Here is a 17,130-nt window from a genome sequence, read left to right on the forward strand (position 1 = left end):
TCACGAAGATGTTCGACTTCACCACCACCGCCGACCTGCTCTCCTACTCCTTCGTCCAGCAGGCGGTGTTCGCGGCCGCACTGCTCGGACTGCTGGCCGGTGCGATCGGGCCACTGATCATCAGCAGGCAGATGTCATTCGCGGTGCACGGCACCAGCGAGCTGTCGCTGACCGGGGCGGCCGCCGCATTGCTCGCCGGAATCGGAGTCGGGCTGGGCGCGATCGTCGGCTCGGTGGTGGCGGCGGTGCTGTTCGGTTTGCTCGGAACCAAAGCCAGAGAACGCGATTCGGTGATCGCGGTGGTGCTGTCGTTCGGACTCGGACTCTCGGTGCTGTTCCTGTGGCTCGGTCCCGAACGCGCCGGGTCGAAGTTCTCGCTGTTGACCGGCCAGGTGGTCAGCGTCGGATACAACGGGCTCGCACTCCTGCTGACCTGCACAGTTCTGGTCCTCGCCGTACTTGCGGTGGTGTACCGGCCGCTGTTGTTCGCGAGTTCGGATCCTGAGGTCGCACTCGCACGCGGGGTTCCGGTGCGGGCGCTTTCGGTGGTGTTCGCGGTCATGCTCGGCATTACCGCGGCCTTCGGTGTGCAGATCGTGGGCGCGCTGCTGGTGCTCGCGCTGCTGATCACGCCCGCGGCCGCTGCGGCGCAGTTGACCGCGAATCCGGTGCGCGCCACGGTGCTGGCGGTGCTGTTCGCGGAAACGGCGGCAGTGGGCGGCATCCTGTTGTCACTCGCGCCGGGCGTCCCGGTCTCCACCTTTGTCACCACCATATCCTTCCTGATCTATCTGGTCTGCCGAGTCATCGGGCCCCGACGCCGTCAAGCCGCCCGCACCCGCTGACTCCTCCTCTCCAACCCGAGCCGGTGCCGCGCACTTATTGCTCGCCGCGTACGGAATAGCCGGCAAGGCCGTGCGTGGCGCGCCCAGTGCGCACGGACTACCGGGCACAGCGCACGCGGGCAGCGCGGATCGCCGCACGCGGATCGGGTGCCGAACTGGCGAGCACCTGGCAGGTGGGCGGTCGATCAGACGGTTGCACAGAGCGATCAGGACCACGATCGAACCGCCGAAGACGATGATGTGGCGCAGGTTCTGCAGGTACGGGGTCCCCCAGCGGGGAAGGCGGCTTCGGCTACGTCGAGGAAGCTCTGGACGTCGATACGGGCCAGTTCCGGGTCACCCTTGCGGGCGAAGGCGATCGCGGTCATCACCAGCGCGATCCCGACCGGGGCCCAGGTCTCGTGGCCACCGGCGTCGAACCGCATGCCGTTCTCGGCGAGGACCCTGGGGCGCACACCCTGACGGGCCAATTCGGCATCGGCGGCGGTCTGGGCGGCGGCACCGTAGCGTGGCACACCAGCGGAATGCTGACGAAGGCGAGAGCGATCAGCAGTTGGGCGACGGCGGCGACGGTCATCTTGGCGGTTTCTCCTCATCGGGTTGTTCGTCGAGTGGGCTCCTCGAATGACCGAACGATCTCCCGCCGCGCCGACAGCGCGCTGACACCTGATCAGCCCGCGCTGACATCAGATATCAGCAGGTCAGCAAGGCTCTAACCGGCCGTGCACAACGTTTGATGGCAGTCGCCTTCAGTCGGACACCCCCGGTTTCGTATGCTCGATCCACGCGCCCCATCGAACGAATGGTGACCAATGATCGACTTCACGATTCCCGCCGAACTCGTCGCCGAACGCGACCGGGTCCGCCAGTTCGTCATCGACAAGATCGTCCCCTTCGAACGCGACCCTCGACTCACCTCGCACGGCCCGACCGACGAACTGCGCCAGGAACTCGTCGAGCTGGCCCGCGCGGAAAAACTGCTGACAGTGCAGGCCCCGGAGGACCTCGGCGGGCGCGGCCTCACCCATATCGAGCAGGCCGTGATCTACGAGGCGGCGGGCTGGTCCACCCTCGGCCCCGTCGCCATGAACTGCGCCGCACCCGATGAGGGCAATATGTTCCTGCTCTCCAAGATCGCCAACCCGGAACAGATCGAACGTCACCTCGCCCCCGCGGTCGCCGGACACCGCCGCACCGTCTTCGCCATGACCGAACCGGACGGCGCGGGTTCGGATCCGAATCAGCTGGCCACCGAGGCCGTCTTCGACGGCGAGAACTTCACCATCAACGGCCGCAAATGGCTCATCACCGGCGCGGACGGCGCGAAGACCTGGATCATCATGGCGCGGGTCGCACCGAATCCGCATGTGCCCGACGGCCCGACACTGTTCCTGACCGAAGGCGACCACCCCGGTATCGTCATCGAACGCACCATGAACACCATGGACCGCAACTATGTCGGCGGTCATGGCGTGGTGCGCTTCGAGAATCTGGTGCTGCCCAAGGCGGCGCTGCTCGGCGAAACCGGTCAGGCACTGCGCTACGCCCAGTTGCGACTGGCCCCGGCCCGGCTCACCCACTGCATGCGCTGGCTCGGAGCCGCCGAACGCGCACAGTCCATCGCGGTCGAATACGCCAGGACCCGCACCGCCTTCGGCAAACCGATCGGCGACCACGAGGGCGTTTCGTTCATGCTGGCCGATAACGAGATCGCCCTGCACCAGTGCCGCCTCACCATCTGGCATGCCTGCTGGCTGATGGACCAGGGCGAGAAGGCCAGGCACGAGAGTTCGATCGCGAAGGCATACGTCTCCGAGGAACTGTTCAAGGTCGCCGACCGCTGCGTGCAGGTGCTCGGCGGCATCGGCATCAGCGATGAGACGGTCGTCGAAATGATCTTCCGCGACATGCGCGCCTTCCGCCTCTACGACGGCCCAACCGAGGTACACAAGTACGCCATCGGCCGCCATGTGCTGCGTTGAATTGCCGCGCCTTCGGCGCGGCGTGTTCACGGCCCGTCTCGCGTCCGACCCTTTCGAGCGACCTGCAAGCAGTCCGCTAGCGGGTGCCGTCGAGACTCGCGCCTGCGGCGCATGCGCTTCGTCGACTCGACTCTGTTGAATGGCCGCGCTTCGGCGCGGACGCGAGACGGGCCGCGAACTGCTCGCTCGTAAGACTCGCTCCATGGGGGTGATCAGTGCTTGAACGGCCTTCGTCGGGACGGGCACGCAGCCGCGCGGGTCGACTACCATCCAGTGGCATGAGTTCGGAACTGCTCGTCGATGTCTCCGCGGGCATCGCCGTCCTCACCCTCAATAGACCCGCACAGCAGAATGCCGTCACCCCGGCCATGGCCGCCGAATTGAGTGCGGCACTCCAGCGTTGCGATGTCGAGGATGCGATTCGCGCGGTCATCATTACCGGCACGGCACCCGCGTTCTGCGCGGGTGCGGATCTGTCCAATCGGGTCGGCGAGGTCAGTGCGACCATCGAACCGGCGCCGTGGCGGGTGCGCAAACCGGTAATCGCGGCGGTGAACGGGCATGCGGTCGGCATCGGACTCGCACTGGCCCTGCAATGCGATCTGCGGTACATGGCACGCGACGCGGTCTACGGACTCAATCAGGTGCGTCGCGGTGTACTCGCCGACGGCTACGCGCACTGGACGCTGCCGCGGCTGGTCGGCATGGCCAATGCCGCCGACATCATGCTGACCGGTCGCACCTTCGACGGCGACGAGGCCAAGGCCATGGGCCTGGCCAATGGCTGCCTGCCCGGAGGCGAGGTGCTGCCGACGGCACTGGCCATCGCCCATGACATCGCGAACGGGGCGGCGCCGCTGCCGGTAGCACTGTCGAAGCGGCTGCTATGGGAGAGCCTCGGCATGAGCCCGGCCATGGTCGGTCAACTGGAGACCGATCTGAACCAGCACGTCAGCAAGAGCATCGACGGCGGTGAGGCAATGGCGGCCTTCCGGGATCGCCGCCAGCCCAATTGGACCGGCAGCATCAGCGAGGAATGGCCCGCCTGGGACAGCAAGGACGATAAGCAACGGCCAAGCCTGGATTGACCCGCATGGCTACGCGCGGCCGCCGATCAGGATGAGCAGGAATACGATCGCCATGCAGACCATGAGGATCGTGCCGATAACGCCGAGGATGTAGCCGACCAGCACCTGGGTGCGTCCGCCGTAACCACCGTGGGATTCCTCGATCTGGTCGAGCGCGCGTCTGCCGAGCGCCCAGGCAACCGGTCCGAGCGCACCGCAGCAGAACAGACTCGCCGCACCGAGCGCAAGCACCGCCGTCGCATGCGGATGCTCGACCGTCTCCTGGGGAGCCTGATTCGGGATGACCACGAGTCGAATTCTACGGGGCCGGAGTCGATTTGCGGTTCAACCCCGGCGGCCGATTTGCTCGATCGCTGATTCGCGGGCCGCCCGTTGCGGTTCGAACAGGTCTGCCGATGAACCAGCTTCGGTATTCAGACTCGGCGCTGGCGCGCGATCTCGGAGAGTACGACGCCCGCCGCGACGGACGCGTTCAACGATTCCACCGGCCCCGCCATCGGAATGCCGAGAATCGAATCACAGGTCTCGCGAACCAGCCGGGACAGGCCCTTACCCTCCGAACCGACCACGACCACGGTCGGGATGCGACCGTCGAAATCATCGATGGTGGTATCACCGCCTGCGTCCAGACCGACGATCTGGAATCCCTTGGACGCCCAATCCTTCAGTGTGCGAGTGAGATTCGTCGCTCGCGCGACCGGAAGCCGGGCCGCGGCACCGGCACTGGTGCGCCAGGCCACCGCGGTCACGCTCGCGCTGCGGCGCTGCGGAATCAGCACACCCTGGCCACCGAAGGCGGCCACCGAACGGATCACCGCACCGAGATTGCGCGGATCGGAGATATTGTCCAGCGCGACCAGCAGGGCGGGTTCGGCCGAATCCTGGACCCGCGCAACCAGATCATCCGGGTGAGCATACCGATACGGCGGCACCTGCAGCGCAACACCCTGATGCAGTCCGTTGGCGCTCAACCGGTCCAACTCGGAGCGCGGCACCTCGAGAATCGAGATGCCCGCATCTGCGGCAATCTTCACACTTTCGGTGAGCCGGTCGTCGTTCTCGGTGCCCACGGCAACGTACAGCGCGGTCGCGGGCACACCGGCACGCAGACATTCGACGACCGGATTGCGGCCGAGCACCATCTCCGGACTGTCGTCGCTCTTACGTCCGGCCGGACGAGCGCCACCGCGCGGACCCGACTTGCCTTGCGCCGCTGCCTTCGCCTTGGCCGCCGCGCGCTTGGCGGCGGGATGTTTGGTGCGCGCCTCGGCGGGCGGGGTCGCACCGCGCGGTTCCAGACCGCGCCGCCGCTGCCCACCGGAGCCGACGACCGCACCCTTCTTGCTGCCGCCCTTGCGGATCGCGCCTCGACGCTGCGAATTACCTGCCATCAGTTCGCCTTTCCACGCTGTACCGCGCCCGGCGAATGCTGTGCCGCGCCCAGCGACCATTCCGGACCCTGTGGGGTATCGGTCACTTCGATTCCGGCCGCCTGCAACCGGTCCCGCGCCGCATCGGCGCTGGCCCAGTCCTTCGCGGCGCGCGCCCGCTGGCGCCGGTCGAGTTCGGCACGCACCAACACGTCCAGGGCATCCAGTGCGACGGAATTGTCCTGTGGGCTGTACCACTGCGGGTCGAACGGGCAGACGCCGAGGATATTCAGCATGGCCCGCACCTGCCCGGCCAGTTCGACCGCCTCATCGATCGCGCCCGACTCCAGCGCCTTATTGCCCTCGTGCACAACGCGGTGCACCTCGGCCAAGGCCCGTGGAATCGCCAGATCGTCGTCGAGCGCCTCAGCGAACGCATCGGTCCACTTGCCGACCGCGATCTCACCGGCCCGCTCGGCCACCCGATGCACGAAGGCCTCGATGCGCTGATACGAGGCCGCGGCATCGTAGAGCGCCTTATCGGAGTACTCCAGCATCGAACGGTAGTGCGCGCTACCCAGGTAGAACCGAAGTTCAACGGCCCGAACCTTTTTCAGCACATTCGGCACCGATAACACATTGCCGAGCGACTTGGACATCTTCTCGCCGCCCATGGTCACCCAGCCGTTGTGCAGCCAGTACTGCGCGAAACCGGCACCGGCCGCCTTGGACTGGGCGATCTCGTTCTCGTGATGCGGGAAGACCAGATCCATTCCGCCACAATGGATATCGAATTCGGAACCGAGGTAGAACTCGGCCATCGCGGAGCATTCCAGATGCCAGCCGGGCCGACCGGGACCCCACGGCGACGGCCACGTCGGCTCGCCGGGTTTGGCGGCCTTCCACAGCGTGAAGTCGCGCGGATCGCGCTTGCCCGCACCGGCGCTCTCGCCCTGGTGCACGTCATCGAGTTTGTGCCCGGACAGGCTGCCGTATTCCGGATAGCTGACCACGTCGAAGTAGACGTTGCCCTCCGAGGCATAGGCGTGCCCGCGCTCGATCAACCGCTGCATCAGATCGATCATCTGGGTGATGTGGCCGGTCGCGCGTGGCTCCACCGAAGGCGGCAGTACGCCGAGGGTTTGGTAGGCGTTGTCGAAGGCGCGCTCGTACGTGGACGCCCATTCCCACCAGGGCCGACCCGCTTCGGCGGCCTTGGTCAGGATCTTGTCCTCGATATCGGTGACATTGCGGATGAACCACACGTCATAGTCGTGGGCGAGTAGCCAGCGCCGTAGTACGTCGAATGCGACTCCGCTGCGCACATGGCCGATATGGGGTTCCCCCTGCACGGTGGCGCCACAGAGGTACACCGAGGCACGGCCGGGGACCAGTGGCGCGAAATCGCGCATGGTCCGCGTGTCGGTGTCAAAAAGGCGCAGAGTCACGGAAGTCGATCCTAGCTGGTAGATAAGGCCGTTCACGGAGCGGCTCAGGTCGGCGGAAGCTGGATCAGCGACACTCTTGTAGCAGGGCGGTAGCCACTGCCGCAATGCCCTCGCCGCGGCCGGTCAATCCGAGGCCGTCGGTTGTGGTGCCCGACACCGAGACCGGGGCGCCGAGCAGCTCGCCGAGTACCTCTTGGGCCTCGGCGCGACGCGGTCCGATCTTCGGCCGATTGCCGATCACCTGGACCGCCGCATTGACGATTTCGAAGTCTGCCGCGTCAAGGAGCCTTCGCACTTCTTTGAGCATGGCCGCGCCCGAAACGCCTGCCCATTGCGGCCGACCGGTGCCGAAGACCGCGCCGACATCGCCGAGTCCGGCCGCGGAAAGCAGCGCATCACACAGTGCGTGCGCGGCGACATCGCCATCGGAATGTCCGGCGCAACCATCGTCGCCGTCGAAGAGCAGACCCGCCATCCAGCACGGCCTGCCCGCTTCGACGGGATGGACATCGCTGCCGATGCCGACGCGCATGCTCATGCCTGCGCCTCGCTAGCGCTCGGCTCCAGCACGACCATGCACATGGCTGTGTCGAACGCTCGCTCGCTGCGCTCACTCATGCCTGCGCCTCGCTAGCACTCGGCTCCAGCACGACCATGCACACGGCTGTGTCGAACGCTCGCTCGCTGCGCTCACTCATGCCTGCGCCTCGCTAGCACTCGGCTCCAGCACGACCATGCACACGGCTGTGTCGAACGCTCGCTCGCTGCGCTCACTCATGACAGGCCTGCCGTCCGCGCACCCTCGAGCGCCGCATTCGCCAACACCAGATCGAGCCGAGTGGTGATCTTGAAAGCCATGGGGTCGCCCGGAATCGTGCGCACCCGGGTGCCGAGCAGTTCGACCAGACCGGCGTCGTCGGTGGCCTGCAGGCGCTCATCGGCATAGGCCGCGCGCAGCAAGTCGGCGGCGAAACCCTGCGGAGTCTGAATGGCGCGCAGACCGGCACGGTCGGGCGTACCGGTGACCTCGCCGCGCACGTCGACGGATTTGATGGTGTCGACCACCGGCAATGCGGGCACGACAGCTTCGGCACCGGCACGCAGTTCCGCGACCACCCGGGCGATCAGCTCGGGCGGGGTCAATGCGCGGGCGGCGTCGTGCACGAGGAAGTGGGCGGCATCGGGGGCGGCGGCGATACCGGAGCGCACCGAATCGGTGCGCTCGGCGCCACCGATGACCACGCGCACCGACTCCGAGGGCGGCAGCAGGGCAACGGCGCTCTCGACGAGTTCGGTGGGGACCATCACGATGATCCGGTCGACCACCCCGGAGGCGATCAGGCCGTCGACGGCCAGCCGGACCATAGGTGTGCCGCCGACCGTGACGAACGCCTTGGGTGTCGATTCACCCAGACGAACGCCACGGCCGGCGGCAGGCACCAACGCAACGACGGATCCGTCGTTGTTAGAAACGTTCACGGTCAGGAAGCCGCGGCGAGAACCTCATCGAGGAGCGTCTCGGCCTTGCCGTCATCGGTCCCCTCGGCGAGCGCGAGCTCACCGACGAGGATCTGACGGGCCTTGGCCAGCATCCGCTTCTCACCCGCAGACAGACCGCGGTCCTGCTCCCGACGCCACAGGTCGCGAACGACCTCGGCCACCTTGTTCACATCGCCGGAGGCGAGCTTCTCCAGGTTGGCCTTGTAGCGGCGAGACCAGTTAGTCGGTTCTTCGGTGTGTGGCGCACGCAGCACCTGGAAGACTCGATCGAGACCCTCCTGGCCGACGACGTCACGCACGCCGACGTATTCGGCGTTCTCTGCGGGAACGCGCACAGTCAGGTCACCTTGGGCGACCTTCAGGACCAGATACTCTTTCTGCACACCCTTGATGGTGCGAGTCTCGATTGCTTCGATCAGCGCCGCTCCGTGGTGGGGGTAAACGACGGTGTCTCCGACCTTAAAAATCATGTGTCCCGTGCCCCTTTCGATGTTCACAGTTTAACATGCGACTCGGTAACGGCGCGATCAACTGTGCAGGTCAGGGCCACAACGAGCCAACCGCGGGGGTTGACAGAACCGGCGCGGTGTGCATTGCGTTGTGCCAGAACAGGTTATCGACCGGCGCGAATAGCGCACCGAACGGTCCGCGAGCCCAGCAGCGTGTCCGCAACCACGCTGCCGCCACGCAAAACCGTTACCCAACGGATGCCGAGCATTGGGGTGTCCGAACCTTCCAACCCTGGGGACCATAGATTCAACACAACCCCCGCGCCCCCGCCGCGGAGGCTACTACTACGCTGCCTAGTTATTACTCTCCCTAGCGGAGTGAGCCCGGTCGACATGGAGGGACAACCCGTGACTGCCCTGAAAGCTGTGACCGCCTCGACAGGGGCGCGTCGTCGCATGGTTTCGGTCGCCGCGCTCGCCGCCGGAGCGGCCCTCGTGCTGTCCGGCTGCGGTGCGGGCCAGGTCGCACAGACCGCGACCCAGGTCGCCGCGGTCAACGGCAATCACGCCGACATCGACCGGATCTCGTTGCGCAATGTGCACATCGTCTTCCCGGCCGCTGGCACCGACTACACCAATGCCAAGGGCGGCAAGGCGATCATCGCGCTGTCGGCCATCAACAATGGCGAAACCGTCACCGACGAGTTGACCAGCATCACCACCGACCTCGGCACGGTGAAGATCACCCCGCCCGCGGGTGCCTCGGCCTTCCAGATCGCCCCGCAGCAGACGGTCGTCGCGGCGACCTCCCCCGCCGCCAAGTCCGACGAGCACGGTGCGACGCCCAGCAGCACCGCCGCTCCGACCACTAGCGCCGCGCCCGGCTCGGCCAGCGAGAAGACCCCTGTCGATCCGGAGAAGAAGCCGGGCCTGATCGAGATCACCGGCCTGACCAAGGACATCACCCCCGGGCTCACCTACGCGGTGACGTTCAACTTCAAGCAGAACGGCACCGTCACCGTGCAGGTGCCGGTCGACGCCGGTGCGGGGACCGAACGGCACGAAGGCCAGGCCGCCGCGACCGAGGGCGAGCACAAGGGCGGACACTGATCCACTGCCCCTGGTCGAGGTACGGCTGTCGCGCATTCGCGCGGCAGCCGTTTTCGTATCCCGATTGTCGGGGGCGGTACGTAAGGTGCGCGTGTGGCCAAGACCAAGTCGATCTTCCGATGCTCCGAATGCCGGTACGAGGTCGCCAAGTGGGTGGGCAAATGCCCGGACTGCGGCGCATGGGGCACCGTCGACGAGGTAGCCGGATCGGCGGCCACCGCGGCATCACCGGTCGGCCGCAAGGCCATGCTGCCGAGCACCGCCGCCGCACCCATCTCGCATATCGATTCGAAGGTCACCAAGGCCAGGCCGACCGGTGTCGAGGAACTCGACCGGGTGCTCGGCGGAGGCATCGTGCCCGGATCGGTCGTACTGCTCTCCGGTGAGCCCGGCGTCGGCAAGTCGACGCTGCTGTTGGAGGTCGCCCATCGGTGGGCCACCCAGCGCGACGAGAAGTCGCTGTATGTCACCGCCGAGGAATCCGCCGGACAGGTTCGGCTGCGCGCCGACCGGACCAATGCGGTGCACGAAAGGGTCTATCTCGCAGCGGAATCGGATCTGTCGATCGTGCTCGGCCATATCGAACAGGTGCGCCCGACACTGCTGGTGGTCGACTCGGTGCAGACCATGCTCGTCCCGGAGGTGGACGGCACCATCGGCGGCGTCACCCAGGTGCGCGCGGTGGCGGCGGCGCTCACGTCACTGGCCAAGGCGAGCGGAATCGCGGTGCTGCTGGTCGGACATGTCACAAAGGACGGCAATGTCGCCGGCCCGCGCACGCTCGAGCATCTGGTTGATGTGGTGCTGCAATTCGAGGGCGACAAGAACTCCACACTGCGCATGGTGCGCGGCATCAAGAACCGCTTCGGCAGCTCCGATGAGGTGGGCTGCTTCGAATTACACGACGACGGGATCTCCTGCGTCACTGATCCGTCCGGACTGTTCCTGCACCACCGCACCGATTCGGTATCGGGTACGGCGGTCACGGTGGCGATGGACGGTAAGCGGCCGCTGGTCGCCGAGGTGCAGGGGCTGACCGTGCACACCGAGATCCCGAATCCGCGGCGCGCGGTGAGTGGACTGGACTACAACCGGGTCGCGATGGTGCTCGCCGTACTACAGAGCCGCGGTCGGGTTTTTCTCGGCAAGCACGACGTCTACGCCGCGACCGTCGGCGGCATGCGTCTGTTGGAACCGGCCGCGGATCTCGCTGTTGCACTTGCCATTGCGAGTGCCGAGCGTGATCAGGCGCTGCCGGTCGGCTGGGTCATCCTCGGCGAGGTCGGGTTGGCGGGCGAGGTGCGCCGGGTCACCGGCCTGGAGCGCAGACTCGCCGAGGCCGAACGCCTCGGCTTCACCACCGCCCTGGTGCCCCCCGGTTTGGCACGCACCAAGAGCGGCATGAAGATCCACGAGGTGGCCGACGTCAAATCGGCCATCCGCCTCGCCGGTCTCCGCAAACAGCGCGCCGCACCCACCGAAACAGCCCCCGACTTCTGACCCGCTGCCGCACAACCAACTGATCACGACAGCCAATGGCTATCTCGCACTACCCCCAGGCTATGCGCGATGACCACTGGTTATGCGATGTTGAAGGGTTCGGCGGCGCTGCGTAGTGAGCCCAGTTGGGCGACAACGGCGTACGCGCCGGGTGGGACCTGGACGCGGTCGCCCACGCAGTTGGGTTGGGACGTCGAGCCGGACCAGGTGACCATGAAGGCCGCCTGTTCGCCGCGGTTCAGGGTGCGGACATCGGGGGCGCCATCCGGGTAGCAGTCGGTGCTCGACCACAGGCGGCGCTGACCGTCGAGGGTGGTCACCGAGACCTGCTGCAATCCGGAGCCGACATCTCGCGAGCAGGCAGTGGACGAGATATTGGTGATCACGATGCCGAATACCGGATTCTCGCCGGTCTTATAGGTCGGCTGCTCGACGGTCACCTTCACCGCCAGCGACTGATCCGGGCAGGTGCCCGCGGCGACCTGACTTCCGCTCGCGGCCGCGGCGGTAGTACCGGAGGGCTTCGCACTGGATTCGCCGGTGGCCGGTGGCGGCGTCGAGGCCGACGCGCCCGCTGGCTTATTCGTCGCCAACGCCGAACTCGTCGCGGCCGCCTTCGTTGTACCGGGCGAATCGCCGCCGCGCGTGACCGTCAACACCAACCAGATCACCAGTACGAGCGCCACGACCAGGACGCCTACGGCGAGCGCGCGGCGTCGCCAGTAGATCTCCGGAGGCAGCGGTCCATTCGGTTCCAGCACGGAGTCAACGGTAAGGGCACGATCCGGTGCAGCGACTCAGGACCCCGGCGTGTCGGATCGGAAAACGCGCGCACGGCAGGTAAATTCCGCTCCCGCCGGCGGCCGTCTCAGATCAGCGGTATCAGACCAGCTCACCGATATTGCCGACGACCCGCTGCAGCTTGACCTCGCCCTCGGCCAGTTTGTATGTGACGCAGGCAATCGCGCACTCACCCGTCGCGACGCGCTGCGAAATGATCATCGAGCGCTGCATGAGCAGTCGGCTGGTCTCCACCACATGCCTGGCCTCCATCTCGTCGACGGTGGACAGTCCCTCCCTGCGGCCGATCAGAATCGACGGCGTGACCCGCTCGACCACACTGCGGATGAAACCGCCGGGCACCTCGCCGCCGTCGAGCGCGTCGAGGGTGGCCTTCACCGCACCGCAGCTGTCGTGCCCGAGCACCACGATCAGCGGCACATTCAAGACCTGTACGCCGTACTCGATCGAGCCGAGCACTGAGCTGTCCACGACATGGCCCGCGGTGCGCACGACGAACATATCGCCGAGGCCCTGGTCGAAAATCAGCTCGGCGGCAACGCGGGAATCACCGCAGCCGAACAGGATCGCGTGTGGGTGCTGGCCACTGACGAGCTTGGCCCGGTCGGCTGCGCCCTGACTAGGATGCAGCAGGTTGCCGTTCACGAAGCGTGCATTGCCCTCGCGAAGGGATTTCCAGGCACTGATCGGGTTGGAATCCGGCATACCGACCATTGTGCACATCGCAGTGGTTACCAGCGAGTCGGTTTCGTTACGGCTCGGCAAATATAGACCGGCCGCAGGACAATAGGAACGGTGAGGGCAGTGTCGGAGGGCGGCGCAGCGCAACGGCGTGCAGGCGGAAAACCCAAGATCACGACGGGTACCAACCGGATGGATGCCGAGTTGTTGCTGGACTGGTACCGGGCGACCGCGCGGGATCTGCCGTGGCGGCGCAAGAATGTCACCGCCTGGCAGATCCTGATGAGCGAAATCATGCTGCAGCAGACCCCGGTGGTACGGGTCGAACCGATCTGGCGCGAGTGGGTCGCGCGCTGGCCGGTCCCCTCCGCCATGGCGGCCTCATCGCAGGCCGAGGTGTTGCGCGCGTGGGGCAAGCTCGGCTATCCGCGGCGGGCGTTGCGGCTGCACGAATGCGCCAAGGTGCTCGCCGAGGAACACGGTGACGAGGTGCCCACCGACGTCGATGTGCTGCTCAGCCTGCCAGGTATCGGCGCGTATACCGCACGGGCGGTGGCCTGTTTCGCCTACGGACAGCGAGTGCCGGTGGTGGACACCAATGTTCGCCGAGTAGTCGCGCGGGCGGTGCACGGGCGGGCGGCGGCCGGGAACCCCTCGTCGCGCGATCTGCCTGAGACCGAAGCGCTGCTACCGCGCCGAATCGACCATGCCGCGATATTTTCCGCCGCGCTGATGGAACTCGGCGCGACGGTGTGCACGGCCCGCACACCCGACTGCTCGCGCTGCCCGCTGCCGGAATGTGCGTGGGTTTCCGCGGGCAGGCCGGTCTCCGATGTGGTGCGCAAGACGCAGAAGTACGAGGGCACCGATCGTCAGGCGCGCGGTCGGCTGCTCGATGTGTTGCGGGACGCAACCGGTCCGGTCGAGCGAATCCGCTTGGATCTGGCCTGGACTCGCGATCCCGGCCAGCGCGACCGCGCGTTGGACTCGCTGCTCGTCGACGGCCTCATCGAACAGACCCCCGACGGGCTGTTCGCCCTGGCCGGCGAGGGCTGAACCAATCGCAACCCGGGGTTGTAGTGGCCGCAAACCCAACCACATGCTGGTCATCGAACGAACGCGACGACTTGTCAGCCCTGGCCAGCGGACTAGATCAATCTTGTACGCGGTGGTCGAGAATTTTGCGAAGGAAGGCTTCGACCTCGGTGCGGTAGCGCTCGGGCTGATCGTCGTGAACCAGGTGTCCGGAGTTCGGAATTCGGACGTAGACGGCGTCGGGATGGACCTCGGCCATCTGCCGCATCTGCCCCTCGGGAGTGATGGTGAATTCGCCTTCGATCAAGAGCGCCGGCGCTTCGACCGCGCGCCATTGCGCCCAGAAGTCGCGGGTCCCCCACTCCTCGGAGATATCGCGGAAGGTCGCGACCGAACCGTGTAGGCGATAGCCGTCCGGACCCTGATCGAAAGAGTCGAGGAAGTACCGCCCGGCGACCGGGCCGAAGAAATCCAACACCGCGTCCGCATTCGGAAATGGCTGCGGCCAGGCCTCGATCATGGCCGCCCAGTTCGCGGCGGTGCGGCCGCGGAAGTCGGGGGCGATATCCTCGACCACCAGCGCGCGCACCCGCTGCGGATACTGCGCCGCGAATACCCAGCCGTGCAGGCCACCCATCGAATGTCCGATGACCACCATGGGTTCGGAAATTTCGGCCGTCGCCGAAGCGAGGTCATCGATGAAAGCCTCGGTGGTCAGCTCCACGGGTGCGGGGCGACCGTGACCAGCGGCGTCGAAGGTGTAGATGTGGCCGAACTTCCGCAGCCAGCCCAGCTGATCGCGCCAGGTGCGGGCACTGCCCATCAGTCCGTGCAGCAGCAGGATCGGCACTCCCGCTCCGCCTTCGTCGTACAACACTGGGTCATCTTGCCGCGCCTGCGGCGCGGCGTGTTCGCGGCCCCCTGGTGTCTCGCGTCCGAGCCGTCGAGACTCGCGACTTCGTCGCATGCGCTTCGACGGCTCGGACGCGAGACGGGCCGCGAACGGTCGCTCGTAAGACTCGCTCCGTGGTGGTTGGTGATGGCGGGGCCGTTCGGCACCCGGTGCACGCATGCGGGAAGGCGAGTCCCGTGACTTCGTCGCATGCGGTTCGACGGCTCGGACGCGAGACGGGCCGCGAGCTCCTCGCTCGTAAGAGCCGTCATTGCAGAGTCTCGCAATCGACTCGCCTTCGATGGTCTGCCCCGTATGCGCTGCGGGGTGCCCGGTTGGCACGGACGTATCGTCGGAGCCATGGCTGTTGTGAAGATCAATGCGATCGAGGTTCCGGAGGGCGCGGGCCCCGAGTTGGAGAAGCGATTCGCCCATCGCGCACATGCGGTCGAGGGCTCGCCGGGCTTCCTCGGCTTCCAATTGCTGCGGCCGGTGGCCGGGGAGAACCGGTACTTCGTTGTCACCCAGTGGGATTCGGAGGAGTCGTTCGCGGCGTGGCGGGACGGGCCCGCGCGCGAGGCGCACGCCGGCGAGCGGCAGAAGCCGGTTTCGACGGGTGCCTCGCTGCTGGAGTTCGAGGTCGTACTGGACGTCGCGGCCAAGTCCGCTTCCTGAAACCGCTGGACAGACGCGGCGCGCGACTCGCCCATCCCGGCCTGGGCAAGTTGCCCGCCGTGTTGACGGCGAGTGCGAGGGGATGTCACAGTTCGAAATGACAAACGCGAGGGTGACGCGGTAATTCGGTGAAATTCCGAAGCGGTCGCGCCACTGTGTTCTTGCACCGAGTCCTTGGTGCCGGAAAGCCAGACACCGGCACCTTCGCACCGAACAACTCACGGGACGCGCATCCCTAGGAGGACTCGAATGGCTATCGCGCATTCACCGAGTCGGGCAACTGATTCACTCGGCACGCTGCTCATCGCAGTAGGCGTCGTTCTTCTCGCATTGCTCACGCTGTACCTGGTCGGCTTCGATCAGGGCGTCATCTCGCGCAGCGGGATGTATCTGCATGAGCTCATGCACGACGGACGCCACCTGCTCGGTGTGCCGTGCCATTGATCGGATCGCTCAAGACCCTGCTGCTCCGTGGCCTGCTGGCCGGCCTCATCGCCGGCCTGCTGGCTGCGACAGTGGGCTACTTCGTCGGCGAACCCAAGATCGACACCGCCATTTCTATCGAAGAAGCCAATTCCGCTAAAGAACAGGCCGCCGAGCACGCCCAGGAACCAGCCGGGCATACACACGGCGACGAGGAAGAACCGCTGGTCAGCCGTTCCGGACAGAAGTTCGGGCAGTTCCTTGCCCTCGGACTTGCCGGGCTCGCGTTCGGGGCGATCTTCGCTTCGGTCGCGTCTTTCGCGCGCCGATACACCACCTTGTCCGGACCGAAGCTCGCGCTCGGATTGGCATTGGCAGGTTGGACCGCGATCGTAGCGGTGCCGTTCTTCAAGTACCCGGCCAATCCGCCCGCCGTGGGTGAACCGGACACAATCAACCAGCGCACCCTGCTGTGGTTGGCGGCGGTGCTACTCGGACTGGCTGCGGTCGGCATCGGGCTGTACGTCTACAAACTGCTTGCCGCGCAACTCGGTACGATCCGGCTGATCGCCGGGGTCGCGGCGTTCGTGCTCATCGTCGTGCTCGGGTACATCCTGTTGCCCGGCGTCAACGAGGTGAACGACGACTTCCCGGCCGTTCTGCTGTGGCAGTTCCGTGCGACATCGCTCGGCGAGACGGCCACGCTGTGGGCCTGCCTCGGTCTCGGATTCGCGGCACTCACCGAATTCGCCACGCGCGATAGCACTCCGGTACGAGAAACGGCTGCTACCGCAGGCTGATCCGGAGTTCGGAACGCGAAAGGCAGTGTCGGTTGTATGACCGGCACTGCCTTTTCCGCACAGCCACGAACCGACCCACCGCGCTCGATTTCCGTGGCATTCATCGGACTCGTAGTAGCGCTGCTGTGCGGCGTCGGCGAGGCCATCACATACATCGCTGTGCAATTGGACCGCCCGAACGCCGATATCGGCTCGCTCGCAACAGGTCTAGCTATTCGCGGCGGCATCTATCTGGTGGTTCTCGGCGTTGCCGTCCAGATGGCGCGCGGTGCCCGCTGGGCCAAGACGGTACTCACCTTGGGCATCGGTGTGATCGGCCTGGCCTCGTTGATCATCGAACCACTGGCAGCCACGTTGTCCGCCAAGCAAATCGGCGACCTGTTCGACAACCTCACCGCATCCGCGGTGATCACCGGAACCTTCCGCACCGGGCATATCCTCGCCGTCCTGATCGCCATCCCCGCCATGTACCACCCGAGTGCCCGCCGCTACTTCCGAGGGGAAGCGAGGCAATTGGTGTCGCATAGGTAG

The 17,130-nt window shown here is 66.3% G+C and carries 20 protein-coding genes and 1 riboswitch; of the genes, 10 read left to right on the top strand and 10 right to left on the bottom strand.

Annotated elements, in window-relative coordinates; genetic code table 11:
• Window positions 1-8: 8 nt before the first annotated feature.
• Entirely contained in the window at window positions 9-845 is an 837-nt protein-coding gene (locus ACIBI6_RS23150) for a metal ABC transporter permease (protein ID WP_396958001.1), read from the top strand.
• A 206-nt stretch (window positions 846-1,051) separates the two neighbouring features.
• Here the strand turns inward: ACIBI6_RS23150 and ACIBI6_RS23155 are convergent, their stop codons facing one another.
• The gene (locus tag ACIBI6_RS23155; RefSeq protein ID WP_396957698.1) at window positions 1,052-1,360 is read right to left on the bottom strand and encodes a hypothetical protein; all 309 of its coding nucleotides are present in this window, start codon (window positions 1,358-1,360) and stop codon (window positions 1,052-1,054) included.
• A gap of 297 nt (window positions 1,361-1,657) precedes the next feature.
• On the opposite strand from ACIBI6_RS23155, the gene ACIBI6_RS23160 reads away from it, so the two are divergent.
• Together ACIBI6_RS23160 and ACIBI6_RS23165 are read left to right on the top strand one after the other, a co-directional pair.
• Window positions 1,658-2,827, top strand: a complete 1,170-nt coding sequence (locus ACIBI6_RS23160; protein WP_396957700.1) for an acyl-CoA dehydrogenase family protein — start codon at window positions 1,658-1,660, stop codon at window positions 2,825-2,827.
• 278 nt (window positions 2,828-3,105) lie between these two features.
• Window positions 3,106-3,915 (top strand): enoyl-CoA hydratase-related protein, encoded by an 810-nt coding sequence (locus ACIBI6_RS23165; RefSeq protein WP_364357576.1) that lies wholly within the window; start codon window positions 3,106-3,108, stop codon window positions 3,913-3,915.
• A 9-nt stretch (window positions 3,916-3,924) separates the two neighbouring features.
• Here the strand turns inward: ACIBI6_RS23165 and ACIBI6_RS23170 are convergent, their stop codons facing one another.
• From ACIBI6_RS23170 to carD, 6 genes are all read right to left on the bottom strand, one after another.
• Window positions 3,925-4,203 carry a DUF4190 domain-containing protein gene (locus ACIBI6_RS23170; RefSeq protein ID WP_364357579.1) on the bottom strand — a complete coding sequence of 93 codons (279 nt, stop codon included), beginning with the start codon at window positions 4,201-4,203 and terminating at the stop codon, window positions 3,925-3,927.
• A gap of 125 nt (window positions 4,204-4,328) precedes the next feature.
• Entirely contained in the window at window positions 4,329-5,306 is a 978-nt protein-coding gene (gene rlmB, locus ACIBI6_RS23175; RefSeq protein WP_364357582.1) for a 23S rRNA (guanosine(2251)-2'-O)-methyltransferase RlmB, read from the bottom strand.
• Window positions 5,306-6,733 carry a cysteine--tRNA ligase gene (cysS, locus tag ACIBI6_RS23180; RefSeq protein ID WP_396957703.1) on the bottom strand — a complete coding sequence of 476 codons (1,428 nt, stop codon included), beginning with the start codon at window positions 6,731-6,733 and terminating at the stop codon, window positions 5,306-5,308. Before cysS ends, rlmB begins: the two co-directional genes overlap by 1 nt.
• A gap of 64 nt (window positions 6,734-6,797) precedes the next feature.
• A complete protein-coding gene (gene ispF, locus ACIBI6_RS23185; RefSeq protein WP_396958002.1) occupies window positions 6,798-7,265 on the bottom strand; it encodes a 2-C-methyl-D-erythritol 2,4-cyclodiphosphate synthase in 468 nt (155 codons plus the stop codon).
• A gap of 242 nt (window positions 7,266-7,507) precedes the next feature.
• A complete protein-coding gene (gene ispD, locus ACIBI6_RS23190; protein WP_364357588.1) occupies window positions 7,508-8,212 on the bottom strand; it encodes a 2-C-methyl-D-erythritol 4-phosphate cytidylyltransferase in 705 nt (234 codons plus the stop codon).
• A gap of 2 nt (window positions 8,213-8,214) precedes the next feature.
• Window positions 8,215-8,703, bottom strand: a complete 489-nt coding sequence (gene carD / locus ACIBI6_RS23195; protein ID WP_040686206.1) for an RNA polymerase-binding transcription factor CarD — start codon at window positions 8,701-8,703, stop codon at window positions 8,215-8,217.
• A 387-nt stretch (window positions 8,704-9,090) separates the two neighbouring features.
• Here carD and ACIBI6_RS23200 point away from each other — a divergent pair, with 387 nt between their 5' ends.
• Entirely contained in the window at window positions 9,091-9,792 is a 702-nt protein-coding gene (locus tag ACIBI6_RS23200) for a hypothetical protein (protein ID WP_396957706.1), read from the top strand.
• 93 nt (window positions 9,793-9,885) lie between these two features.
• Window positions 9,886-11,292, top strand: coding sequence for a DNA repair protein RadA (radA, locus tag ACIBI6_RS23205; protein ID WP_364357595.1), 1,407 nt, complete (start codon window positions 9,886-9,888; stop codon window positions 11,290-11,292).
• 80 nt (window positions 11,293-11,372) lie between these two features.
• Here radA and ACIBI6_RS23210 read toward each other — a convergent pair whose 3' ends face one another.
• Entirely contained in the window at window positions 11,373-12,053 is a 681-nt protein-coding gene (locus ACIBI6_RS23210) for a hypothetical protein (protein WP_364357598.1), read from the bottom strand.
• A 121-nt stretch (window positions 12,054-12,174) separates the two neighbouring features.
• Window positions 12,175-12,798, bottom strand: coding sequence for a carbonic anhydrase (locus ACIBI6_RS23215; protein WP_364357601.1), 624 nt, complete (start codon window positions 12,796-12,798; stop codon window positions 12,175-12,177).
• Between the two features lie 168 nt (window positions 12,799-12,966).
• On the opposite strand from ACIBI6_RS23215, the gene ACIBI6_RS23220 reads away from it, so the two are divergent.
• Window positions 12,967-13,830: an A/G-specific adenine glycosylase gene (locus ACIBI6_RS23220; RefSeq protein WP_396958003.1), complete on the top strand. Its 864-nt coding sequence runs from the start codon at window positions 12,967-12,969 to the stop codon at window positions 13,828-13,830.
• 97 nt (window positions 13,831-13,927) lie between these two features.
• On the opposite strand, the gene ACIBI6_RS23225 is transcribed toward ACIBI6_RS23220, so the two are convergent.
• On the bottom strand, window positions 13,928-14,686 hold the full coding sequence (locus tag ACIBI6_RS23225) for an alpha/beta fold hydrolase (protein WP_396957709.1): 759 nt from the start codon (window positions 14,684-14,686) through the stop codon (window positions 13,928-13,930).
• A 375-nt stretch (window positions 14,687-15,061) separates the two neighbouring features.
• Between ACIBI6_RS23225 and mhuD the strand changes: the two genes are divergently transcribed.
• The 4 genes from mhuD to ACIBI6_RS23245 all read left to right on the top strand — a co-directional run bounded on the left by mhuD (window position 15,062) and on the right by ACIBI6_RS23245 (window position 17,130).
• The gene (mhuD, locus tag ACIBI6_RS23230; RefSeq protein ID WP_040686177.1) at window positions 15,062-15,376 is read left to right on the top strand and encodes a mycobilin-forming heme oxygenase MhuD; all 315 of its coding nucleotides are present in this window, start codon (window positions 15,062-15,064) and stop codon (window positions 15,374-15,376) included.
• A gap of 65 nt (window positions 15,377-15,441) precedes the next feature.
• Window positions 15,442-15,595: riboswitch (cobalamin riboswitch) on the top strand.
• A gap of 30 nt (window positions 15,596-15,625) precedes the next feature.
• Window positions 15,626-15,820: a CbtB-domain containing protein gene (locus ACIBI6_RS23235; protein WP_040686176.1), complete on the top strand. Its 195-nt coding sequence runs from the start codon at window positions 15,626-15,628 to the stop codon at window positions 15,818-15,820.
• Window positions 15,811-16,599, top strand: coding sequence for a CbtA family protein (locus ACIBI6_RS23240; RefSeq protein ID WP_396957712.1), 789 nt, complete (start codon window positions 15,811-15,813; stop codon window positions 16,597-16,599). Before ACIBI6_RS23235 ends, ACIBI6_RS23240 begins: the two co-directional genes overlap by 10 nt.
• A gap of 36 nt (window positions 16,600-16,635) precedes the next feature.
• Window positions 16,636-17,130, top strand: coding sequence for a hypothetical protein (locus ACIBI6_RS23245; RefSeq protein ID WP_364353870.1), 495 nt, complete (start codon window positions 16,636-16,638; stop codon window positions 17,128-17,130).

The sequence above is a fragment of the Nocardia sp. NPDC050412 genome (genome assembly GCF_044458825.1).
Classification (GTDB): Bacteria; Actinomycetota; Actinomycetes; order Mycobacteriales; family Mycobacteriaceae; genus Nocardia.

What these genes read in the sequence shown, in the direction of transcription:
- ACIBI6_RS23150 (WP_396958001.1), top strand. Translation starts at nt 9, where the DNA reads ATGTTCGACTTCACCACCACCGCCGACCTGCTCTCCTACTCCTTCGTC.
- ACIBI6_RS23160 (WP_396957700.1), top strand. Translation starts at nt 1,658, where the DNA reads ATGATCGACTTCACGATTCCCGCCGAACTCGTCGCCGAACGCGACCGG.
- ACIBI6_RS23165 (WP_364357576.1), top strand. Translation starts at nt 3,106, where the DNA reads ATGAGTTCGGAACTGCTCGTCGATGTCTCCGCGGGCATCGCCGTCCTC.
- rlmB (WP_364357582.1), bottom strand. Translation starts at nt 5,306, where the DNA reads ATGGCAGGTAATTCGCAGCGTCGAGGCGCGATCCGCAAGGGCGGCAGC.
- ispF (WP_396958002.1), bottom strand. Translation starts at nt 7,265, where the DNA reads ATGCGCGTCGGCATCGGCAGCGATGTCCATCCCGTCGAAGCGGGCAGG.
- carD (WP_040686206.1), bottom strand. Translation starts at nt 8,703, where the DNA reads ATGATTTTTAAGGTCGGAGACACCGTCGTTTACCCCCACCACGGAGCG.
- ACIBI6_RS23215 (WP_364357601.1), bottom strand. Translation starts at nt 12,798, where the DNA reads ATGCCGGATTCCAACCCGATCAGTGCCTGGAAATCCCTTCGCGAGGGC.
- ACIBI6_RS23220 (WP_396958003.1), top strand. Translation starts at nt 12,967, where the DNA reads ATGGATGCCGAGTTGTTGCTGGACTGGTACCGGGCGACCGCGCGGGAT.
- mhuD (WP_040686177.1), top strand. Translation starts at nt 15,062, where the DNA reads ATGGCTGTTGTGAAGATCAATGCGATCGAGGTTCCGGAGGGCGCGGGC.
- ACIBI6_RS23235 (WP_040686176.1), top strand. Translation starts at nt 15,626, where the DNA reads ATGGCTATCGCGCATTCACCGAGTCGGGCAACTGATTCACTCGGCACG.
- ACIBI6_RS23245 (WP_364353870.1), top strand. Translation starts at nt 16,636, where the DNA reads ATGACCGGCACTGCCTTTTCCGCACAGCCACGAACCGACCCACCGCGC.